We start from the raw sequence: 18,766 nt of genomic DNA, 5'->3' as shown, positions 1-18,766 counted from the left end.
CCGAGGCTAGCGAGGGCTACTGCAGGACCGCGACGCCGACGATCGCCGCGACCCACACCAGCGGGATGCCGACCCCCTCGAAGCCGATGCCGCGCCGGCCGCGCAGCAGCAGACCCGCGGCGAGCAGGACGCTCATGAGCAGCCCCGCCGCGGTGAGCAGCAGCCCCGTCGGGCCGACGTCGGCGTACAGCGAGCCGTCCCGGTAGAAGGCGTCGGCGACGGCGACCTGCAGGGCGTCGAACACGTTGCCGCCGACGATGTCGCCGACCCCGAGCGCGAGGGCGCGCATCCGCACCGCGGCGATGAGCGTGACGAGCTCCGGCATCGACGACACCGCCGTGGTGACGGTCGAGCCGACGAGGCTGCCGGAGGCGCCGGTCGCCTCCACCACCCCGAGCCCGGCCCGACCGACGACCCAGCCCGCGACGGCCATGCTCGCCGCGAGCACGACGAATGACATCGCGAGGCGCCGGTTGCTCTGGTCGGTGCCCTCCTGCGGCTCGTCGCGGACCGTCTCGTCGGTCTGGACCGGCTCCCACATCGGGTCGTTGCGCTGCTCGCGCACGAGCACGAGCCCGCCCACGTACAGCAGGGGGATGGCGAAGGTCGTCGGGTGGACGCCGAGGACGGCGACCTCGGGGGTCGAGAAGGCGATGACCGGCAGCGTGAGGAGCCCCACGAGCACGAGCGCCTGCATGATGTTCTCGCTGGAGGCCGCGGCGTGCTCGAGGTTGACCCTGCGGTAGTAGAGGTCGGCGATCGCGAGCCACACCGTCTGGATGAGGATGCCGCCGATGGGGTTGGCGAAGGCGAACTGCGCGTCGCCCGCGAGCCCGCCGACCGCGATGGTCGTGAGCCCGGGCAGGCTCGTCACCGCCCCCAGCAGCACCGCCCCCGCGAGCGCCTCCCCGACGCCGGTCCGGTCGGCGATCTCGTCGGCGACCGCGGTGATGCGCGTGCCGGTGACGACGATGACGACCGCCGCGACGACGAGACCGACGATGCTCGGCAGGAGAGGCCACGGGGCACCGGAGGTCAGCAGCTGCACCCTGGCACCCTGCCGTCCGCGGCGCCGGGCCGCACACGGCCGCGCTCAGGCGAGACGGCGGCGCAGGCCCTCCCGGACGGCGGGCCACTCCTCTGCGGTCACGGAGAAGAGTGCGGTGTCACGCACCGTGCCGTCGGCGCGCCGCTGGTAGCGCCGCAGGAGCCCCTCGGGACGGGCGCCGAGCCGCTCGATCGCGCGCTGGGACCGCTCGTTGCGCACGTCCGTCTTCAGCTGCACGCGCCCCGCGCGCAGCACCTCGAAGGCGTGGCCGAGCACGAGCAGCTTGCACGCCGGGTTGACCGCCGTGCCCCAGACGGCCGGGGCGTAGGCGGTGGCGCCGACCTCCAGACGCGCGTCGGGCACGGACACCTCCAGGTAGGACGTGGTGCCGAGCACCTGCCCGGTGACCGCCGAGCGGACGCACCACTGGTGCCAGCCCAGGTGGTCCCGGCGCTCGCGCAGGACCGCGGCGAGCCCTGCGGGGTCGGCCGCGCGCCCGGCGAGGTGCCGCCACACGCGGTCGTCGTCGAGCGCGGCGTGCAGCTCCGCGGCGTCGCGGTCCGGGTCGAGCGCCGAGAGCTCGACCCGGCCGTCGCCGAGCACGGTGCCCGCCGGCACCGGCCACACCAGCGACGGCCAGGGCGTGTCGGCGGGACGCGTGTCGCCGAACGGCTCGAAGCCCATGCCGCGCGCGCTCAGGCGGCGGGCAGCAGGCCGCGCCGGCGCAGCAGCGGCTCCGGGGCGGGCGGGCGACCACGCAGCGACTCGAAGGCGGCCATCGGGTCGACCGACCCGCCGCGCGACAGCAGCTCCTCGCGGAACCGGTCGCCGAGCGCGCGGACGAGGCCGCCGTTCTCGCCGAACCAGTCGACGAGCTCGGCGTCGAGCACCTCGCTCCAGATGTAGCCGTAGTAGCCGGCGCTGTAGCCGCCCGCGAACACGTGCGCGAAGTACGTCGAGCGGTAGCGCGGCGGCACGCTCGGCACGTCCAGGCCGTACCGGGCGAGCACGTCGGCCTCGAAGCGCTCGACGTCCGCCGCCGCCACCTGCTCGCCCGCCGGCAGCGAGTGCCACGCGAGGTCGAGCACCGTGGCCGCGAGGTACTCGGTGGTGCGGAAGCCCTCGCCGTAGCCGAGCGCGTTCTGCAGCCGGGCCACCAGGTCCGCAGGCAGGGGCTCGCCCGTCTCGTGGTGCACCGCGTAGTGCGGCAGCACCTCCGGGTGCCACGCCCACATCTCGTTGACCTGCGAGGGGAACTCCACGAAGTCGCGCGGCACCGACGTGCCGGAGAAGCGCGGGTAGGTGACGGCGGAGAACAGCCCGTGCAGTGCGTGGCCGAACTCGTGGAAGGCCGTGTCCACCTCGCCGGGGCTCAGCAGCGCCGGCTGCCCGTCGGGCGGGCGGGGCACGTTGAGGCACACCGTCACGACGGGGCGCTCGCCCAGCAGGTCGGACTGGTCGACGAAGGTCGTCATCCACGCCCCGCCGCGCTTGGTGTCGCGCGCGAACCAGTCGCACACGAACAGGCCCAGACCGCTGCCGTCGGTGTCGTGCACCTCGAACACGCGCACGTCCGGGTGGTAGCCGGGCAGGTCGGGGCGCTCGGTGAAGCGCACCCCGTACAGGTCGGTGGCCGCGCGGAGCACGCCGTCGCGCAGCACCCGGTCCAGCTCCAGGTAGGGACGCAGGTCGTCGGCGTCGACGCGGAAGCGCTCCCGGCGCACGCGCTCGGTCCAGAACGCGTGGTCCCACGCCTCCAGCGGTCCCTCGGCGCCCGCGGCGGCCATGGCGGCCTCCAGCTCGGCGGCCTCCGCCGCGGCGTTGCGCGCCGCGGGGCCGGTCATGCCCAGCAGCACCTGCTCGACGGCCTCGGGGGAGCCGGCGGTCTGGTCGGCGAGCACGTGACGGGCGTGGCTGTCCGCGCCGAGCAGCGCGGCCCGCTCGGCCCGCAGCGCCGCCATCCGCGTGAGGACGGGTCGGGTGTCGGTGTCGCCGGAGAGGCCGCGACCCGTCGCCGCCTCGAGCAGCTCGCGACGCAGCCCGCGGTCCTCCAGGACCGCGAGCGCCGGCTGCGGGGTCGGCAGCACGAGCGTGAGCAGCCAGCCGTCCAGGCCGCGCTCCCGCGCGGCGAGGCGGGCGGAGGCGCGCCCGGCCTCGCCGAGGCCGGCGAGCCGTGCCTCGTCCGTGACGTGGACGGCGGCGTCGTTCGACGCGTCCTGCACGAGGGTCTTGAAGCGCTGGGCGAGGGTCGCCAGCTCGGTGTTGAGCGCGCGCAGCCGCTGCTTCGACGCCTCCTCCAGCCCGGCCCCGGCGCGTTCGAAGTCGAGGTGGTAGCGCTCGACGAGCCGGTGCTGCTCCGGTGCGAGCCCGGCGGTGCCGCGCGCGGCGTGGACGGTGCGCAGCCGCTGCCACAGGCGGGCGTCCAGCACGAGCGCGTCGTGGTGCTCGGACAGGCGCGAGGCGAACTGCTCGTCGACGGCGCGCACCTCGGGGGTGGCGTGCGCGCTCGACAGCGCGGAGACGACGGCCCGGGTGCGGTCGAGCAGCGCGCCGCTGCGCTCCAGCGCCTCGACGGTGTTCGCGAACGACGGCGGCGCCGGGTCGGTCGCGACGGCCTCCCACTGCGCTCGCTGCTCGGCCATGCCCGCCTCGAGCGCCGGGGCCATGTGCTCGGGGCGGATGACGTCGAACGGCGGCAGGCCGTAGGGCAGCGGGCTCGGTGCGGCGAACGGGTTGTCGGCGGGCAGGGCGTGCGGCTGGCCGTCGGCCGGGACGGGGGTGCGGCTGGCGCTGTCGGTCACCGCCCCACCCTAGGAGCCGGTCGCGTCCTGCCCCCACGGCGCCGGTCCTGCCGCGCGCACCGGCGCGGGCCGGCCGAACAGCCAGCCCTGGCCCGACTCGCAGCCCATCGCGCGCAGCGCCGCGGCCTGCTCGGCGGTCTCGACGCCCTCGGCGACGACGGTGAGCTCGTGGGCGTGCGCGAGCTCGACGATGGCGGCGACGACGGCGTCGGAGCGGCGGGTCGTGCCGAGCCGTCGCACGAACGACATGTCGATCTTGAGGAAGGACAGCGGGAAGCGGGGGAGGTAGGCGAGGGCGGAGTAGCCGGTGCCGAAGTCGTCGAGCCCCACGCTCACCCCGAGCCCCACGAGCGCCTCGACGGCCTGCTCGACGGTGCCGCTGTCGTGCAGCAGCGAGGTCTCGGTGAGCTCCACCGACAACCGGCCGGCCGGGACCGCCGCCCGGGCCAGCGTGCGACGCACGTGCTCGACGAAGTCGGGGTCCTCGATGGTGCGGGCGGAGACGTTGACCGCGACGCGGTCGGGCAGCAGCGGCTCGGCGCCCTCGGCGCGACGGGACTCGTCGACCGCGAGCAGCCGGGCCACCTCGTGCAGCACGGCGAGGTCGAGGGGCACGACGAGGCCCGTGTCCTCCGCGACGCCGACGACGTCGCCGGCGGGCAGCGGCGCGCCGGTGTCGTCGTGGACGCGGACGAGGGCCTCCGCGCTCACCGTGCGGCCGCTCGCGAGGTCGACGACGGGCTGCAGGTGCACCTCCAGACGGTCCTCGCGCAGCGCGGCGCGCAGGTGCGCCTCCGTGCGCAGCTTGCGCTCGTTGGCCTCGCGCATGCCGTCGTCGTACACCGCGACCCGGTTGCGACCCACGTCCTTGGCGGCGTAGAGCGCGACGTCGGCGCGGGTGAGGAGGTCCTCGGTGGCGGGGCCGTCGGCCCGTTCCAGCGGCAGGGCGACCCCGACGCTCGTCGTGACGGTCACGCGCTCGCCGCCGGGCAGGTCGAACGGCTCGCGCAGCGCGTGCAGCAGCCGCTCGGCCACCGCGGTCGGGACGCAGCGGTCGTCGCCGTGGACGACGACGACGAACTCGTCCCCGCCGAGGCGCGCGACGGTGTGCTGCGGCGCCACCGCGCGGCGCAGCCGCCGGGCCACCTGCACGAGCAGCGCGTCGCCCACGGGGTGGCCCTGCGAGTCGTTGATGACCTTGAAGCGGTCGAGGTCGAGCAGCAGCAGCCCGCTCACCGAGGGTCGGCCCGGGTCGCGGTCGTGGCTCAGCGCCTTGTCGACCACCACGCGGTTGGCGAGCCCGGTGAGGGTGTCGGTGTGGGCGAGCCGCTCGAGCTCCAGCTCGTGCCGGCGCCGGGCCGTGTCGTCGATGCAGTGCGCGATGGCGAACTCCGGTGCGCCGTCCTCGCCGCGCACGACGGCCGTCGTCACCCACGCGTGGACGGTCGTGCCGTCCCGGCGCAGGTACTCCCGGGCGTAGGCGCTGCCGGGGGAGCGCCCGCCCACCATGGCCCGCAGCCGGGCGTCGGACACCGCGCGCTCGCTGTCGGGCGTCCAGTCGGACAGCGTCATGCCGGCGAGCTGGTCGGACCGCTCGTAGCCGATGAGCCGGGCGAAGGCGTCGTTGGCACGAAGCAGCCGCCCGACGTCGGGCTCCCGCAGCCAGATCATCGCCATGCCGTGCGGCGCCCCCTCGAAGACCACCCGGAAGTGCTCCTCGCTCGCGGCGAGCGCGCGCTGGGCGCTCTCCCGCTCGGAGACGTCGAGCGTGGCCCCGCGCAGACCGACGACGCGGCCGGACCCGTCGCGCAGCGGACCGGTCCACGACTGCAGGTGGCGCAGCTCGCCGGCGGGGGTGCGGATGCGGAAGACGTGGCGGTAGGGGGTGCCCTCGGTGAGGGCCGCGTGCTCCAGCTCCGCGGAGCGCGCCTGGTCGACCGGGTCGAGCAGGGGCGCCCAGTCGTCGATGGTGGGCGGGCGCTCGAGGTGGTCGAGCCCGGCCAGGCGGCGCATGCCCTCCGACCAGCTGAGCCGGCCCGTCTCGGTCTCCCACTCCCACCACGCGAGGCCGGTCAGCGCGTACGCCTCCTCCAGGCGGCGGCGCTCGACCGCGCCGTCGACCGGCGGGTCGACCGGCGGGTTGCGCGGGTCGACCGGCCCCTCGGCCTGGCGGGGGACGCCTGAGACGGCTCGCGCCGCACCCGCCGTCACGTCCACGCCTGCTCCTCCCGGGCGCGCCGTTGGCACGGCGCGTCGATGACCCGGGTTCCGGATCGGCACGTCGGCACGCGACGTGAGCGTCGACGCGCAGCCGCCCCCGGACGGGTGCGTCAACGCCGTCCGGTGCACCTCAGCCCGGGGAGCCGTGCTCCTTCTCCCACGCGGTGAGGGAGCGCTCGAGCGCCTTCATGATCTCGAAGACCTGGCTAGGCGGGATCCGCACCCGGGACACGACCCGCGCCGTGGTGCCGTCCGCGCCCATCGGGCCCACGAGCGCGGCGAAGTCGAGGGTGAAGATGTCCTTGCCGTGCCACACGCGCACGAAGTCGGCGTAGTCGCCGCCTGCGAGCTTGTCGGGCATGGTGACGCGGATGTGGCCCGGACCGGGGTTCGGCTGCTCGCTCACGCGGTCTCCTTCGCAGGGGTGCCCGCGGTCGGTCCCGCGGCGTCCAGCTCGGCGGCCATGACGGCGGCGCCGATGATGCCCGCCTCGTTGCGCAGCTGCGCGGGCACGATGGGCGCGCGCAGGTCGAGCAGCGGCAGGAACTTGTCGTGCTTCTTGCTCACGCCGCCGCCGACCACGACGAGGTCGGGCTGCAGCAGCAGCTCCAGCAGCGTGTAGTAGCGCTGCAGGCGCTTCGCCCAGTCCTTCCACGACAGGTCCTCGCGCTCGCGGGCGCTGTCGGCCGCACGCTTCTCCGCGTCCTCGCCGTCGATCTCCAGGTGGCCGAACTCGGTGTTCGGCACGAGCGTGCCGTCGACGAACAGCGCGCTGCCGATCCCGGTCCCGAGGGTCGTGACGACCACGACGCCGGGCACGTCGCGCCCGGCGCCGAAGCGCACCTCGGCGAGCCCGGCGACGTCCGCATCGTTCGCGACGACCGCGCGGCGCCCGAGGGCCTTCGTCAACAGCTCCGCGGCAGGCGCGTCGACCCAGTCCTCGTGGACGTTGGCCGCGGTGCGGGTGACGCCGTGCTGGACGACGGCGGGGAAGCCGACCCCGACCGTCTCCCCGGTGGTCGGCTCCGGGCCGGCCTGCAGCACCTCGGCGAGGACGGTGGCCGCGACCTCGGCGACGTCGTCCGGCTTGCCGCCCTCGGGCGTCTTGTGGCGGACGCGGTCCGCGACGAGCTCACCGGCGTCCACGTCGACGACGGCGGCCTTGATGCCGGACCCGCCGATGTCGACGCCGACCGCGAGCCTGGGGTCCTTGCGGGCAGTCACAGCAGGCCTCCGGGGGGGTTGCCGTCGCTGGGGACGGTGAGCAGCTCAGGGCCGTGCTCGGTGACGAGGACGGTGTGCTCGAACTGCGCCGTCCACGACCCGTCGACGGTGACGGCGGTCCAGCCGTCGTCCCACATCCGGTGCTCGGAGGCGCCGAGGGTGAGCATCGGCTCGACGGTGAAGGTCATGCCCGGCTCGATGACGGTGTCGTGCTCGGGGGCGGCGTCGTAGTGCGGCACGACGATGCCGGAGTGGAACGCCTCGCCGATGCCGTGGCCGGTGAAGGCGGCGACGTCGCCGTAGCCGAAGCGTGTCGCGTACTTCTCGATGACGCGGCCGACGACGTTGAGCCGACGTCCCGGCTGGGCGGCGCGGATGCCGCGCAGCGTCGCCTCGCGCGTGCGCTCGACGAGCAGCCGGACGTCCTCGCTCACCGCGTCCTCGCCGCCGACGAGGAACGTCGCGTTCGTGTCGCCGTGGACGGCGATGCCGTCGGTCTCGAGGTAGGCGGTGATGTCGACGTTCACGATGTCGCCGTCGAGCAGGACGGTGTCGTCCGGGATGCCGTGGCACACGACCTCGTTGACGCTCGTGCACAGGGACTTCGGGAACGCCGGCGAGCCGTGGCCGGGGTAGCCGAGCGTCGAGGGGTACGCGCCGCGCTCGACGAGGTAGTCGTGCCCGACCGCGTCGAGCTCCTCGGTGGTGACGCCGGGGGCGACCGCGCGCCCGACCGCCTGCAGCGCGTCGGCGGCGAGGGTGCACGCGCGCCGCATCGCCGCGACGGTCGCGGCGTCCTTCACCTCGCCGCCGGTCCAGCGGGCCGCGCGGGGCCGGTCGACGTACTCGGGTCGTCGGATGTGCGGCGGCACGGACCGCCTCGGGCTGACGCGGCCCGGCCTCAGTGGCGGGCGCTGGGTCGTCGTGGCCATGGCGGGGAGTCTAGGTGCGCACACGGCGGAGGGGCGGGTCGTGGCGACCCGCCCCTCCGTCACGGTGGACTCAGCCCTGCTGCGTGGCCTGCTCGCCCTGGACGATCGACGGCTGCTCGCCGCCGCTGCTGCCGCCGAAGCTCACCTGCACGGTGCGCCCGGGGGCGCGGGTGCCGGCCTCGACGAGGAGGACCCCGTCCTCGAACCGGGCGGTGACGGTGTCGGCGTCGAGGTTGAGCCCGGTGCGGAACACGCGCCGCACCTGCCCGGTGCTGCGCTCGGCGGCGAGCACCTTGTGGCGGCTGCCGAGCTCGACGGGGGAGCGGAGCGCCTCCACGACGAGCGCGTCACCGGCGACCCGCACGCTGAGCGAGTCGCGGTCGACGCCGGGCAGGTCGAAGCGGGCGGTGAGACGACCGGAGTCGACGTCGAGGGCGGCGTCCACGGCGCCGAACCCCACCGGGGCGGCCATGCCGCGGGTCATGTCCTCGAAGACGCGGTCGATGTCGGTGAAGAAGGGGCGACCGAGAGCCATGACGGACCTCCTGTAGCGCTGCGTCCCGGCCTGTCCGGGAACGAGGACGAGTGTAGAACTTGAGCGGGTCATGCTCAAGCCAACCTCAGTCGGGTCCGCTCAATTCCCGGCACGGGCCGTCTCGCGTCTCCACCCGCGTGCCCGCCGAGCACCGCTGCGGGTGCGAGGTGGCGTCCGCGCACGGCGTGGTCGTCCCCGGTGGCGCGGCGGGGTGACGGGAGCACACTCCTGCCCATGGCCGACGACGCGACCGAGTTCTGGTTCAACACCCGCACCAAGCAGGTGGAGGAGGGCCGCCAGTCGCACTACACCGACCTCATCGGGCCCTACCCGACGCGCGAGGCCGCCGCGGCGGCGCTGGAGACGGCCGCCGCCCGCAACGAGCGCTGGGACGACGAGGACGACCGCTGGGACCGCGGCGGGAGCTGACCCTGCGGGCCGCGGGGGCCGTGCGGCCGGCCGTCGCGCGCGGCATCGATCATGACGTGAGTCGCGCGTACGGGGCACCTTCCGTCGTGCGCGGCATGGATCATGACGCGAGTCGCGGGTGCGGGGCCGGTGTCGCCTCGCGCGGCATGGATCATGACGGACGTGGCGTCGCGGCAGGCGCCGCTGGACCGGCCCTGCAGCGCCCGGCCGTCACCGCTCGAAGGAGTGCTCCGGACCCGGGAACGTGCCGGCCTCGATGTCGGCGGCGTACGCCTCGGCGGCGCGGCGCAGCTCGCCGCGCAGGTCGGCGTAGCGCTTGACGAAGCTGAAGCGGCGGTCGTCGTTGAGGCCGGCCATGTCCTGCCACACCAGGACCTGCGCGTCCATGTCCGGGCCGGAGCCGATGCCGATGGTCGGCACGCCGACGGCCTCGTGCAGCCGGGCGGCGACCGGCGCCGTCACCATCTCCACGACCATGGAGAAGGCTCCCGCGCGCTCGACCGCGACGGCGTCGGCGACGACCTGCTCGGCGGCGGCCTCGCCGCGCCCGGCCACCCGGTACCCGCCGATGGCGTTCTCCGCCTGCGCGGTGAACCCCACGTGGCCCATGACGGGGATGCCGGCCGTCACGATGGCGGCCACCCGCGACGCGCGCGCCTCGCCGCCCTCGAGCTTGACGGCGTTGGCGCCGGCCTTCATGAGCCGCACCGCGGACTCCACGGCCTGGGCGTCGGAGGCCTCGAAGCTGCCGAAGGGCAGGTCCGCGACCACGAGCGGGCGGACGGTCGAGCGGGCGACGGCCCCGACGAGCGGGAGCATCTCCTCCATCGTCACCGGCAGGGACGTGTCGTAGCCGTAGACGACGCCGGCGGCGGAGTCCCCGACGAGGAGCACGGGGATCCCGGCCTCCTCCAGCACACGCGCCGTCATGGCGTCGTAGGCGGTCAGCATCGCCCAACGACGGCCCTCGTCCTTCCACCGCTGCAGGTGCACGGTCCGCACCTGCCGGGGCTGGTGAGCAGGGCGTTCGGGGGGCACGACGGCAGGGGCGGCCATGGCCTCATGGTCCCAGAGCGTCAGCCGCGCTCCTGCCAACGGGTGGTGACGGGCAGCCGCCGGTCCCGACCGAACGCCTTGGGGCTGATCTTGGGGCCCGGCGGGTACTGCCGGCGCTTCCACTCCGCCCGGTCGACGAGGCGGACGACGTGGTCGACGACCTCCTCGGGCACGCCGCGGGCCACCAGGTCGGCCCGGCCGAGGTCGCCGACGACGTAGCCGTCGACGACGGCGTCGAGCACCTCGTAGTCCGGCAGCGAGTCGCTGTCGAGCTGGCCCGGTGCGAGCTCCGCCGACGGCGCCTTGTCGATGCTCGCCTCGGGCACGGGCGGGGTCTCGCCGCGACGGCGGGCCTCCTCGTTGCGCCAGCGCGCGAGGCGCCACACGAGCGTCTTCGGCACGTCCTTGATGGGCGCGAAGCCGCCGACGGCGTCGCCGTAGATGGTCGAGTAGCCGGTGGCCAGCTCGCTCTTGTTGCCGGGCGCGAGCACGAGGTGGCCCTCGGCGTTGCTGATCGCCATGAGCACGACGCCGCGCGCGCGGGACTGCACGTTCTCCTCCGCCAGCCCCGTGAGCCCGAGCTGGTCGACGAACGGCGCGACGAGGTCGGCGATCGGCTCCACGCGGTGCCGCGTGCCCTGCCGGCGGGCGAGCTCGGCGGCGTCGTCGACGGAGTGCCCCGAGGAGTACCGGCTCGGCATGGCGACGGTGTGGACGGCGTCCGCGCCGAGCGCGTCGACGGCGAGGGTGGCGACGAGGGCGGAGTCGATGCCGCCGGACAGCCCCAGCACGACGGAGGAGAACCCGTTCTTGGTCGTGTACGCCCGCAGGCCGAGCACGAGCGCGCGGTAGACCTCCTCGCACTCCTGCAGCGGCTCCGCCGCGGCGGGCACGACGGCCGGGCCGTCGGTCGGGCGTCGGTCCGGGCGCAGCGTCACCCGGTCGTACAGCCGACCCGGTCCCGCCTCGTCGGCGCCCTCGGGCAGGTCGAGGTCGACGACCAGCGTGTGCTCGACGAGCTGCGGGGCGCGGGTGAGGAGCGCGCCGTCGGGCCCGACGACCATGGAGTCGCCGTCGAAGACGAGCTCGTCCTGCCCGCCGACCGCGTTGACGTACGCCACCGCGCACCCGGTCTCCGTCGCGCGGGAGCGGCACAGCTCGAAGCGGACGTCGTCCTTGCCGCGCTCGTAGGGGCTCGCGTTGACGACGAGCACGAGGCCGGGGTCGTGCTCGGCCTCGGCCAGCTGGGCGGTGACGCCGCCGTCGCGCCACAGGTCCTCGCACACGAGCAGCGTGACGTCGACGCCGCGCACGTTGACCCGCTGCCCGTGCGTGCCGGGCACGAAGATGCGCCGCTCGTCGAACACGCCGTAGTTCGGCAGGTGGTTCTTCGCGTAGCGCGCGACCACCTCGCCGCCGTGCAGCACGGCCGCGCAGTTCTGGCTCGCCAGCGGCGAGCGCCCCGTCCGGTTCGGGTCCTGACCCGCGGCGTCGACGTCCTGGTCGAGGTAGCCGACCACGACGACGAGGTCGCCGTGGCCGTCCTCGGCGACGGCCCGAGCGAGGTCCTCCACGGCTTCGCGGGACGCCTTCACGAACGCCGGCCGCAGCGCGAGGTCCTCGACCGGGTAGCCCGTCAGCGCCATCTCCGGCAGGGCGACCAGGTCGGCGTCGGCGGCCGCGGCCTCGGCGACCGCCGCGCGGAGGCGGGCGGCGTTGCCGGGCAGGTCACCCACCACGGTGTCGACCTGGGCGAGGGCGAGACGCAGGCGGGGCACGCGCCCAGGCTACGGCGCACGCGGCGGGAGGCGACGGGGCGAGCGACCGCCCGGCTACGTGCCGGTCAGCTCCTCGAGCCGGGCGACGTTCACCTCGACCCTGCCCTCGATGCCGTCGACCTGGCCCATCCAGTGGAACTGCCAGACCGTCCAGTCCCGGGCCGGCCGTCCGACGTGGCTCACCAGCCACCTCGGTCGCTCGGAGCGCTCCAGCACGGGGTAGCGGTCCTCCCAGTCCTCCCCGACGTAGAGCAGGACGTCACGGCCCCACGCCGCTTCGACCTCGGTGAGGAAGGCGTCGAGCTCGGCGTCGACCGCCGCGGCGTCGGGGCGGGCGCTGCAGTTGCCGGCGAGCTCGAGGTCGATGGCCGGCGGCAGGGCGGACGCGTCCGGCGGCGCGGTGCGGAGGAAGTTGACGGCCTGCTCGCGCCCCGGCGTGCAGAGGGTGAAGAAGTGGTAGGCGCCACGCCGCACCCCCGCCTCCTCCGCGCCGGCCCAGTTGGTGGCGAAGCTCGCGTCCACCCAGTCCGCGCCCTCGCTCGACTTGATGTAGGCGAAGGCGAGACCGTCCGGGTCGGCGGCGACCGCGGGCCAGTCGATCGGGCCCTGGTGGTTGCTGACGTCGAGGCCGAGCGACTCCCCGGCGCGCAGCGTCGGACGGTCGTGCGGGTACCAGAGGTACCACCAGGCGGCACCGGCCGCCGCCACCGTGAGCGCAGCCGTCACGAGCACGACGGCGGGCAGCACCCACCGACTCCGGACGCGTCCCGCTGCGGTTCCCCCGGCTGCCACGGCCCGAGAGTACGTGCCGCGTACGGCTGCCTCCCGGGGCGGAGGCACAGCGCCTGATGACGGCGGGTGGCGGCCACGGCGCAGCGTCAGGCGACCTACTACGGTTCTGGCATGGACCGCCAGCAGGAGTTCGTCCTCCGCACCGTCGAGGAGCGCGACGTCCGCTTCGTCCGCCTGTGGTTCACCGACGTGCTCGGCTCGCTGAAGTCGGTCGCGGTGGCGCCGGCCGAGCTCGAGGCCGCCTTCACCGAGGGCATCGGCTTCGACGGCTCGACCATCGAGGGCCTCGCGCGCGTCGTGGAGTCCGACATGCTCGTGCGGCCGGACCCGTCGACGTTCGCAGTGCTGCCGTGGCGCGGCGGGCCGGACGGCCGGCAGGGCACCGCGCGCATGTTCTGCGACGTGCTCACCCCCGACGGCGAGCCGGCGCCGCAGGACCCCCGCCACGTCCTCAAGCGCTCGCTGGCCAAGGCCGCCGAGAAGGGCTTCGCGTTCTACACGCACCCCGAGATCGAGTTCTACCTCTTCGAGAAGGACCTCGACAGCCAGGGCGTGCCGGTGCCCGTGGACCAGGCCGGCTACTTCGACCACGTGCCGGCGGGCGTGGCCCACGACTTCCGTCGCGAGGCCATCACCATGCTGGAGGCGCTCGGCATCTCGGTGGAGTTCTCCCACCACGAGAACGGGCCGGGCCAGAACGAGATCGACCTGCGCTACGCGGACGCGCTCAGCACCGCCGACAACATCATGACCTTCCGCACCGTGGTGAAGGAGGTCGCGTTCAGCCAGCAGATGCAGGCCTCCTTCATGCCGCGTCCGCTCGCGGGCCTGCCCGGCTCCGGCATGCACACCCACCTGTCGCTGTTCTCCGGGGAGTCCAACGCCTTCCACGCCGACGGCGCGGAGTACCAGCTGTCCGGGGTCGGCCGCTCGTTCATCGCGGGGCTGCTGCACCACGCGCGCGAGATCACCGCCGTCACCAACCAGTGGGTCAACTCCTACAAGCGGCTGTGGGGCGGCAGCGAGGCGCCGAGCTACGTGTGCTGGGGCCACAACAACCGCTCCGCGCTGGTCCGGGTGCCCATGTACAAGCCGAGCAAGGGCCAGTCCACGCGCGTGGAGTACCGCGCGCTGGACCCCGCGACGAACCCCTACCTCGCCTTCGCGGTCATGCTCGAGGCAGGCCTCGACGGCGTGGAGAAGGACCTGGACCTGCCGCCGGGCGCCGAGGACGACGTGTGGGGCCTCACCGACTCCGAGCGCCGGTCCCTCGGCATCGAGCCGCTGCCCGGCAGCCTCGCCGAGGCCGTCGCGGTCATGGAGGGCTCCGAGCTCGTCGCGGACACCCTCGGCGAGGGCGTGTTTGACTTCTTCCTGCGCAACAAGCGGCAGGAGTGGGACGACTACCGCCGCGAGATCACGCCCTTCGAGCGGCGCCGGTACCTGCCGCTGCTGTGACGGTGAGGCGGCGGGCGCGCACGGCGCACACGGACCGGCGGGCGGGCGCGAGCCCGTCCGGACGGCGACGGTGACGGCCGGCGAGGCGCGCGCGTCGTCCGTGCGCGCGAGCGTCACGAGGCTGGGGTTCACGCAGGTCGACCAGGCTGTCGCCCGGCTCGGTGACCTCGCGCGCTCCGACGAGGGTGCCGTCGCGCTCGGCGAGCTCCTCGCCGACACCGCCGACCCCGACCTCGCCCTGCTCGGCATGGTCCGCCTCGCCGAGGTCGCCGACGGCGAGCTCAGCGGTCGGCTCCGTGACGTCGTCGTCGACGACCGCGAGCGCCCCTGCGGCCCCGGCGGCGGGTCGAGCGGGCCCGGCGACGACGACGGCGCGGGGCCGCTGCGCCGGCTCGCGCGCGTCCTCGGCGCGAGCCGCGCGCTCGCCGACCACGTGGTCCGCCACCCGGACAGCTGGCGCCTGGCAGCCGTCGACGGGCTCGCCACGAGCGCGCAGGAGCGGCGCATGCTCCTGCTCGAGGCGGTGCGGGACCGCACCGGCGACGAGGCCCGCGACCGGCTCAAGGCCGCCTACCGGGACCAGCTGCTCGCGGTCGCGGCGACAGACCTGTGCGCCGCGGACGCCACCGCGGCACTGCCCCGGGTGGGGGAGGCGCTCGCCGACCTCGCCGACGCGGCCCTCGTGGCCGCGCACGACCTCGCCTCCCGCGAGGTCCCGCGCGCGGACCGGGTGCGCCTCGCCGTGGTCGCGCTCGGCAAGACCGGCGCGCGCGAGCTCAACTACATCAGCGACGTCGACGTCCTCTACGTGTGCGAGCCGGCCGAGGCCGCCGACGGGGCGGAGGCGCTCGACGACTCCCAGGCGCAGACCGTCGGCTCCCGGCTGGCCGCCGCCATCGGGCAGGTGTGCGGGGGCGTCACCGCGGAGGGGTCGCTGTGGCAGGTCGACGCCGCCCTGCGCCCCGAGGGCAAGGCCGGCCCGCTCACGCGGTCCGTGGCCAGCCACGTCGCCTACTACGAGCGGTGGGCGGAGCCCTGGGAGTTCCAGGCGATGCTCAAGGCGCGCGTCGCGGCGGGCGACGCGGAGGTCGGCGAGCGCTGGCGCGAGGCCGTGTGGCCGATGGTGTGGCAGGTGACGGAGCGGGAGGGGTTCGTCGAGGCCTCCCGCGCGATGCGGCAGCGCGTCGTCGAGCACATCCCCGCGAAGGAGGCCGACCGGCAGCTCAAGCTGGGCCGGGGCGGGCTGCGCGACGTCGAGTTCTCCGTGCAGATGCTCCAGCTCGTCCACGGCCGCACCGACTCCCGCCTGCGGGCCGCGGGCACGCTCGTCGCGCTGGAGGCGCTCACCGCCCACGGCTACGTCGGGCGGGACGACGGCGCGGAGCTCGACCGCGCCTACCGGTTCCTGCGGGTGCTCGAGCACCGGCTGCAGCTGCAGCGCCTCGCCCGCACCCACGTGCTGCCGGACCGTCCGGACGGGTGGCGGCGCCTCGCGCGGCTCGTGCTGCGGCCGGGGGCGGACGCCGACGACCTGCGCGCCCGCTGGCGCGAGGTGAACCGGGCCGTGGCGCGGCTGCACGAGAAGCTGTTCTACCGCCCGCTGCTCACCGCGATCGCGTCGCTGTCCACCGACGAGGTCCGCCTCACGAGCGCCGCCGCCGCGAGCCGGCTCGAGGCGCTCGGGTACCGCGACCCCAAGGGCGCGCTGCGCCACATGGAGGCCCTGACGGGCGGGGTGAGCCGGCGCGCCGCCATCCAGCGCACCCTGCTGCCGGCCATGCTCGGCATGTTCGGCGACGCCGCCGACCCCGACGCGGGGCTGCTCGCCTTCCGCCGCATCTCCGACGAGCTCGGCACCACGCACTGGTACCTCAAGATGCTGCGCGACTCCGCGGGCGCCGCGGAGCGCTTCGCGGCGGTCCTCGCCTCGGGTCGGCTGGTCGCGCAGCTCATGGAGCGCTCGCCCGGCACGACGGCGCTGCTGGACTCCGACGAGCGGCTGCGCCCTCCGACGGAGGACTCGCTGCGCGCGGAGGTGCTCGCGGTCGCCCGGCGCCACGCCGACGCCGAGGAGGCCGTCACGGCGGTGCGGGCCGTGCGGCGCCGGGAGATCGTCCGCACCGGGGTCGGGGACATCGTCGGGCTGCTCGACGGCGACGCCGTCGGCCGGGCGCTCGCCACCAGCACCGCCGTGGCGGTCGAGGTCGCCGTCCTCGTGGCGGCCCGCGGCTGGCTGCAGCAGCGCGGGGAGGCCGGCGCGGACGACCCGCTCGAGGACGTCCTCGACCGGCTGCCCACCCGTCTGCTCGTCGTCAGCCTCGGCCGCCTCGCCGGGCACGAGAGCAGCTACGGCAGCGACGCCGACGTGGTCGCCGTGCACGAGCCGCGCGAGGGCGTCGAGCTCGAGGCCGCGACCACCGCCGCCCGCGACGTGGTGACACGCGCACGGCAGCTGCTGCGCTCCCCGAGCGGGGAGCCCGCGGTCGAGCTCGACGCCGGGCTGCGGCCCGAGGGCCGCCAGGGCGAGCTCGTCCGCACGATCGACGCCGTGCGGTCGTACTACGGGCGCTGGTCGGTGCCCTCGGAGCACCAGGCGCTGCTGCGGGCGGTCCCGCTCGTCGGCGACACCGGTCTCGCCGGGCGCTTCCAGGAGGTCGTCGACCCCCTGCGGTACCCGCCGGGCGGGCCGAGCGCCGAGGCCGTCATGGAGATCCGGCGCATCAAGGCGCGCGTCGAGGCGGAGCGGCTGCCGCGCGGCACCGACGCGCGCCGGCACGTGAAGCTGGGTCGCGGCGGCCTCGCCGACGTGGAGTGGACCGTCCAGCTGCTGCAGCTGCAGCACGCCCACGAGGTGGCGGCGCTGCGCACCGCGTCGACGACCGGCGCCCTGTACGCCGCCCGCGACGCCGGCCTCGTCGGCGCCGACGACGCGGGGACGCTGGAGGTCGCGTGGCGCACCGCGTCGCGCCTGCGCGACGCGCTCACGCTGTGGCGGGGCCGACCGACCGACGTCCTGCCGACGGACCGCCGCGACCTCGACGGCACCGCTCGGCTCATGGGCTACGGCCCCGGCGAGGCCTCGCACCTGGAGGACGACTGGCTGCGCACCGCGCGCCACGCCCGCACGGTGGTGGAGCGGGTCTTCTTCGGCTGGCAGTAGCGGCTCAGACCGCGGCGGGGCTGTCCGCGCGGGTCTGCTGCGGCACGAGCGCGGCCGGCTCGACGGCCGGGGCCGCCGCGACGGGCTCATCGCGCCCGGTGGCGTAGGTCTCGTCGAGCAGGTCCGCCGGGACCGCGCGGCCCCAGAACCAGCCCTGCCCGTAACCGACCCGCAGGTCGTGCAGGGCCGCGGCGTCCTCGGCCACCTCGACGCCCTCGGCGACGACCACGGCACCGAGACCGGCGGCGAAGTCGACGAGGGAGCGCACGAGACTGCGCAGCACCGGCTCGCGGGAGACCCCGTCGACGATGCTGCGGTCGAGCTTGATGACGTCGGGCTCGGTGACGACGATGTGACGCAGCGAGGAGAAGCCGGCGCCCACGTCGTCGACCGCCAGCCGCATGCCGCGCCGGCGCAGGGGGCGCAGCGCCGCCCGCAGGGCGTCGTAGTCCTCCACGGCGTCGTGCTCGGACAGCTCCAGCAGCACCCGCTCGACCGGCATGCCCTCGAGCAGCGCGAGCAGCTCGGGGGTGAGCAGCGTCGCCGGGGACACGTTCATCGACACGTAGCCGGGCACGGCCGCCAGGTGCGCGGCGGCGCGCTGCAGCGCGAGCAGCTCCAGGTGGTGCCCGCGCCCCACGCCGTGCGCCTGTGCGAAGACGACGTCGGGGGTGAGCTGCCACTCCGCCGGGAACCGGCTGAGCGCCTCCGCCCCGACCCGCCGGCCGGTCGCGATGTCGACGATCGGCTGCAGGAGCACGCGCGGGCCGCCGGCACGCTCCACCGGCTCCAGCCGTGTGAGCACGTCGTCGCGCTGCTGCTGCGCGCGCATCTCCGGCTCGACGATGAGGGCGGCGGCGCGGGCGAGCACGTCGAGCAGCGTGCGGTCGCGGGCGAGCAGGTCCGGGCGGCGGCTGAGGCCGGCGGCGCAGAACGTGCCGTACAGCGAGCCGTCGCTGAGGTGGACCGGCACGGTCAGGTAGCTGCGGATGTGGGGGATCTTCGTCGCGGGCAGGCCCCGCGCGGCGGGCTCGGCGAGGACGTCGGGCATGACGGCCGGCAGCTCGCCGTCCAGCACGCGCTGGCACAGGCTCGTGGCCTGCACCTGGGTCACCTTCTCGCGGAACAGCACCGGCACGTCGGACTCGACGACCTCGAGGGTCTGGGTCGTGCCGTCGAGCCGCGACAGGAACGCCACCGGCAGGCGGAGGCTCTCCTTGGCGGTCCGGAGGAGGTCCGCGACCTGGTCCTCCGCCGGCGTGCGGCGTCTGCTCACGGGGTGCTCATCGGCACGGCCGCGCCGCCACTGGACGGCAGCGGCGTGGGCCGGGCG

General features: G+C 75.3%; 15 protein-coding genes. 3 read left to right on the top strand and 12 right to left on the bottom strand.

The genetic code is table 11. The features are described 5' to 3' along the window. Positions 1 to 16: 16 nt before the first annotated feature. The 8 genes from WAA21_RS08580 to WAA21_RS08545 all read right to left on the bottom strand — a co-directional run bounded on the left by WAA21_RS08580 (position 17) and on the right by WAA21_RS08545 (position 8,760). Positions 17 to 1,048: a sodium:calcium antiporter gene (locus WAA21_RS08580; RefSeq protein WP_336922366.1), complete on the bottom strand. Its 1,032-nt coding sequence runs from the start codon at positions 1,046 to 1,048 to the stop codon at positions 17 to 19. 45 nt (positions 1,049 to 1,093) lie between these two features. Further along, positions 1,094 to 1,732 carry a GNAT family N-acetyltransferase gene (locus WAA21_RS08575; protein WP_336922365.1) on the bottom strand — a complete coding sequence of 213 codons (639 nt, stop codon included), beginning with the start codon at positions 1,730 to 1,732 and terminating at the stop codon, positions 1,094 to 1,096. Between the two features lie 11 nt (positions 1,733 to 1,743). Beyond that, a complete protein-coding gene (locus WAA21_RS08570) occupies positions 1,744 to 3,849 on the bottom strand; it encodes a M3 family metallopeptidase (protein ID WP_336922364.1) in 2,106 nt (701 codons plus the stop codon). Between the two features lie 9 nt (positions 3,850 to 3,858). Then, positions 3,859 to 6,066, bottom strand: a complete 2,208-nt coding sequence (locus WAA21_RS08565) for a putative bifunctional diguanylate cyclase/phosphodiesterase (protein ID WP_336922363.1) — start codon at positions 6,064 to 6,066, stop codon at positions 3,859 to 3,861. Between the two features lie 133 nt (positions 6,067 to 6,199). After that, a complete protein-coding gene (locus tag WAA21_RS08560) occupies positions 6,200 to 6,475 on the bottom strand; it encodes a DUF3467 domain-containing protein (protein WP_336922362.1) in 276 nt (91 codons plus the stop codon). After that, positions 6,472 to 7,293: a polyphosphate--glucose phosphotransferase gene (ppgK, locus tag WAA21_RS08555; protein ID WP_336922361.1), complete on the bottom strand. Its 822-nt coding sequence runs from the start codon at positions 7,291 to 7,293 to the stop codon at positions 6,472 to 6,474. The genes WAA21_RS08560 and ppgK overlap by 4 nt, the downstream gene beginning before the upstream one ends. Next, complete coding sequence (map, locus tag WAA21_RS08550) at positions 7,290 to 8,225, bottom strand: type I methionyl aminopeptidase (protein WP_336922360.1); 936 nt, start codon at positions 8,223 to 8,225, stop codon at positions 7,290 to 7,292. The genes ppgK and map overlap by 4 nt, the downstream gene beginning before the upstream one ends. Positions 8,226 to 8,295: 70 nt before the next feature. After that, a complete protein-coding gene (locus tag WAA21_RS08545) occupies positions 8,296 to 8,760 on the bottom strand; it encodes an Hsp20/alpha crystallin family protein (RefSeq protein ID WP_336922359.1) in 465 nt (154 codons plus the stop codon). A 234-nt stretch (positions 8,761 to 8,994) separates the two neighbouring features. On the opposite strand from WAA21_RS08545, the gene WAA21_RS08540 reads away from it, so the two are divergent. Beyond that, a complete protein-coding gene (locus WAA21_RS08540; protein WP_336922358.1) occupies positions 8,995 to 9,189 on the top strand; it encodes an SPOR domain-containing protein in 195 nt (64 codons plus the stop codon). A 210-nt stretch (positions 9,190 to 9,399) separates the two neighbouring features. On the opposite strand, the gene panB is transcribed toward WAA21_RS08540, so the two are convergent. The 3 genes from panB to WAA21_RS08525 are packed head-to-tail and all read right to left on the bottom strand — an operon-like array spanning position 9,400 to position 12,815. Further along, the gene (gene panB / locus WAA21_RS08535; protein WP_336922357.1) at positions 9,400 to 10,245 is read right to left on the bottom strand and encodes a 3-methyl-2-oxobutanoate hydroxymethyltransferase; all 846 of its coding nucleotides are present in this window, start codon (positions 10,243 to 10,245) and stop codon (positions 9,400 to 9,402) included. 20 nt (positions 10,246 to 10,265) lie between these two features. Beyond that, positions 10,266 to 12,023 carry an NAD+ synthase gene (locus WAA21_RS08530; RefSeq protein WP_336922356.1) on the bottom strand — a complete coding sequence of 586 codons (1,758 nt, stop codon included), beginning with the start codon at positions 12,021 to 12,023 and terminating at the stop codon, positions 10,266 to 10,268. A 54-nt stretch (positions 12,024 to 12,077) separates the two neighbouring features. Beyond that, positions 12,078 to 12,815: a GH25 family lysozyme gene (locus tag WAA21_RS08525; RefSeq protein ID WP_336922355.1), complete on the bottom strand. Its 738-nt coding sequence runs from the start codon at positions 12,813 to 12,815 to the stop codon at positions 12,078 to 12,080. 111 nt (positions 12,816 to 12,926) lie between these two features. Here WAA21_RS08525 and WAA21_RS08520 point away from each other — a divergent pair, with 111 nt between their 5' ends. Beyond that, the gene (locus WAA21_RS08520; RefSeq protein ID WP_336922354.1) at positions 12,927 to 14,273 is read left to right on the top strand and encodes a glutamine synthetase family protein; all 1,347 of its coding nucleotides are present in this window, start codon (positions 12,927 to 12,929) and stop codon (positions 14,271 to 14,273) included. A gap of 70 nt (positions 14,274 to 14,343) precedes the next feature. Beyond that, a complete protein-coding gene (locus WAA21_RS08515) occupies positions 14,344 to 17,433 on the top strand; it encodes a bifunctional [glutamine synthetase] adenylyltransferase/[glutamine synthetase]-adenylyl-L-tyrosine phosphorylase (RefSeq protein ID WP_336922353.1) in 3,090 nt (1,029 codons plus the stop codon). Between the two features lie 4 nt (positions 17,434 to 17,437). Here WAA21_RS08515 and WAA21_RS08510 read toward each other — a convergent pair whose 3' ends face one another. Further along, positions 17,438 to 18,709 carry an EAL domain-containing protein gene (locus WAA21_RS08510; RefSeq protein ID WP_336922352.1) on the bottom strand — a complete coding sequence of 424 codons (1,272 nt, stop codon included), beginning with the start codon at positions 18,707 to 18,709 and terminating at the stop codon, positions 17,438 to 17,440. Positions 18,710 to 18,766: the final 57 nt, after the last annotated feature.

Origin of the sequence: Aquipuribacter sp. SD81 (genome assembly GCF_037153975.1) — a bacterium.
GTDB lineage: Bacteria > Actinomycetota > Actinomycetes > Actinomycetales > JBBAYJ01 > Aquipuribacter.
This window is presented reverse-complemented; position numbering and strand designations above follow the sequence as displayed.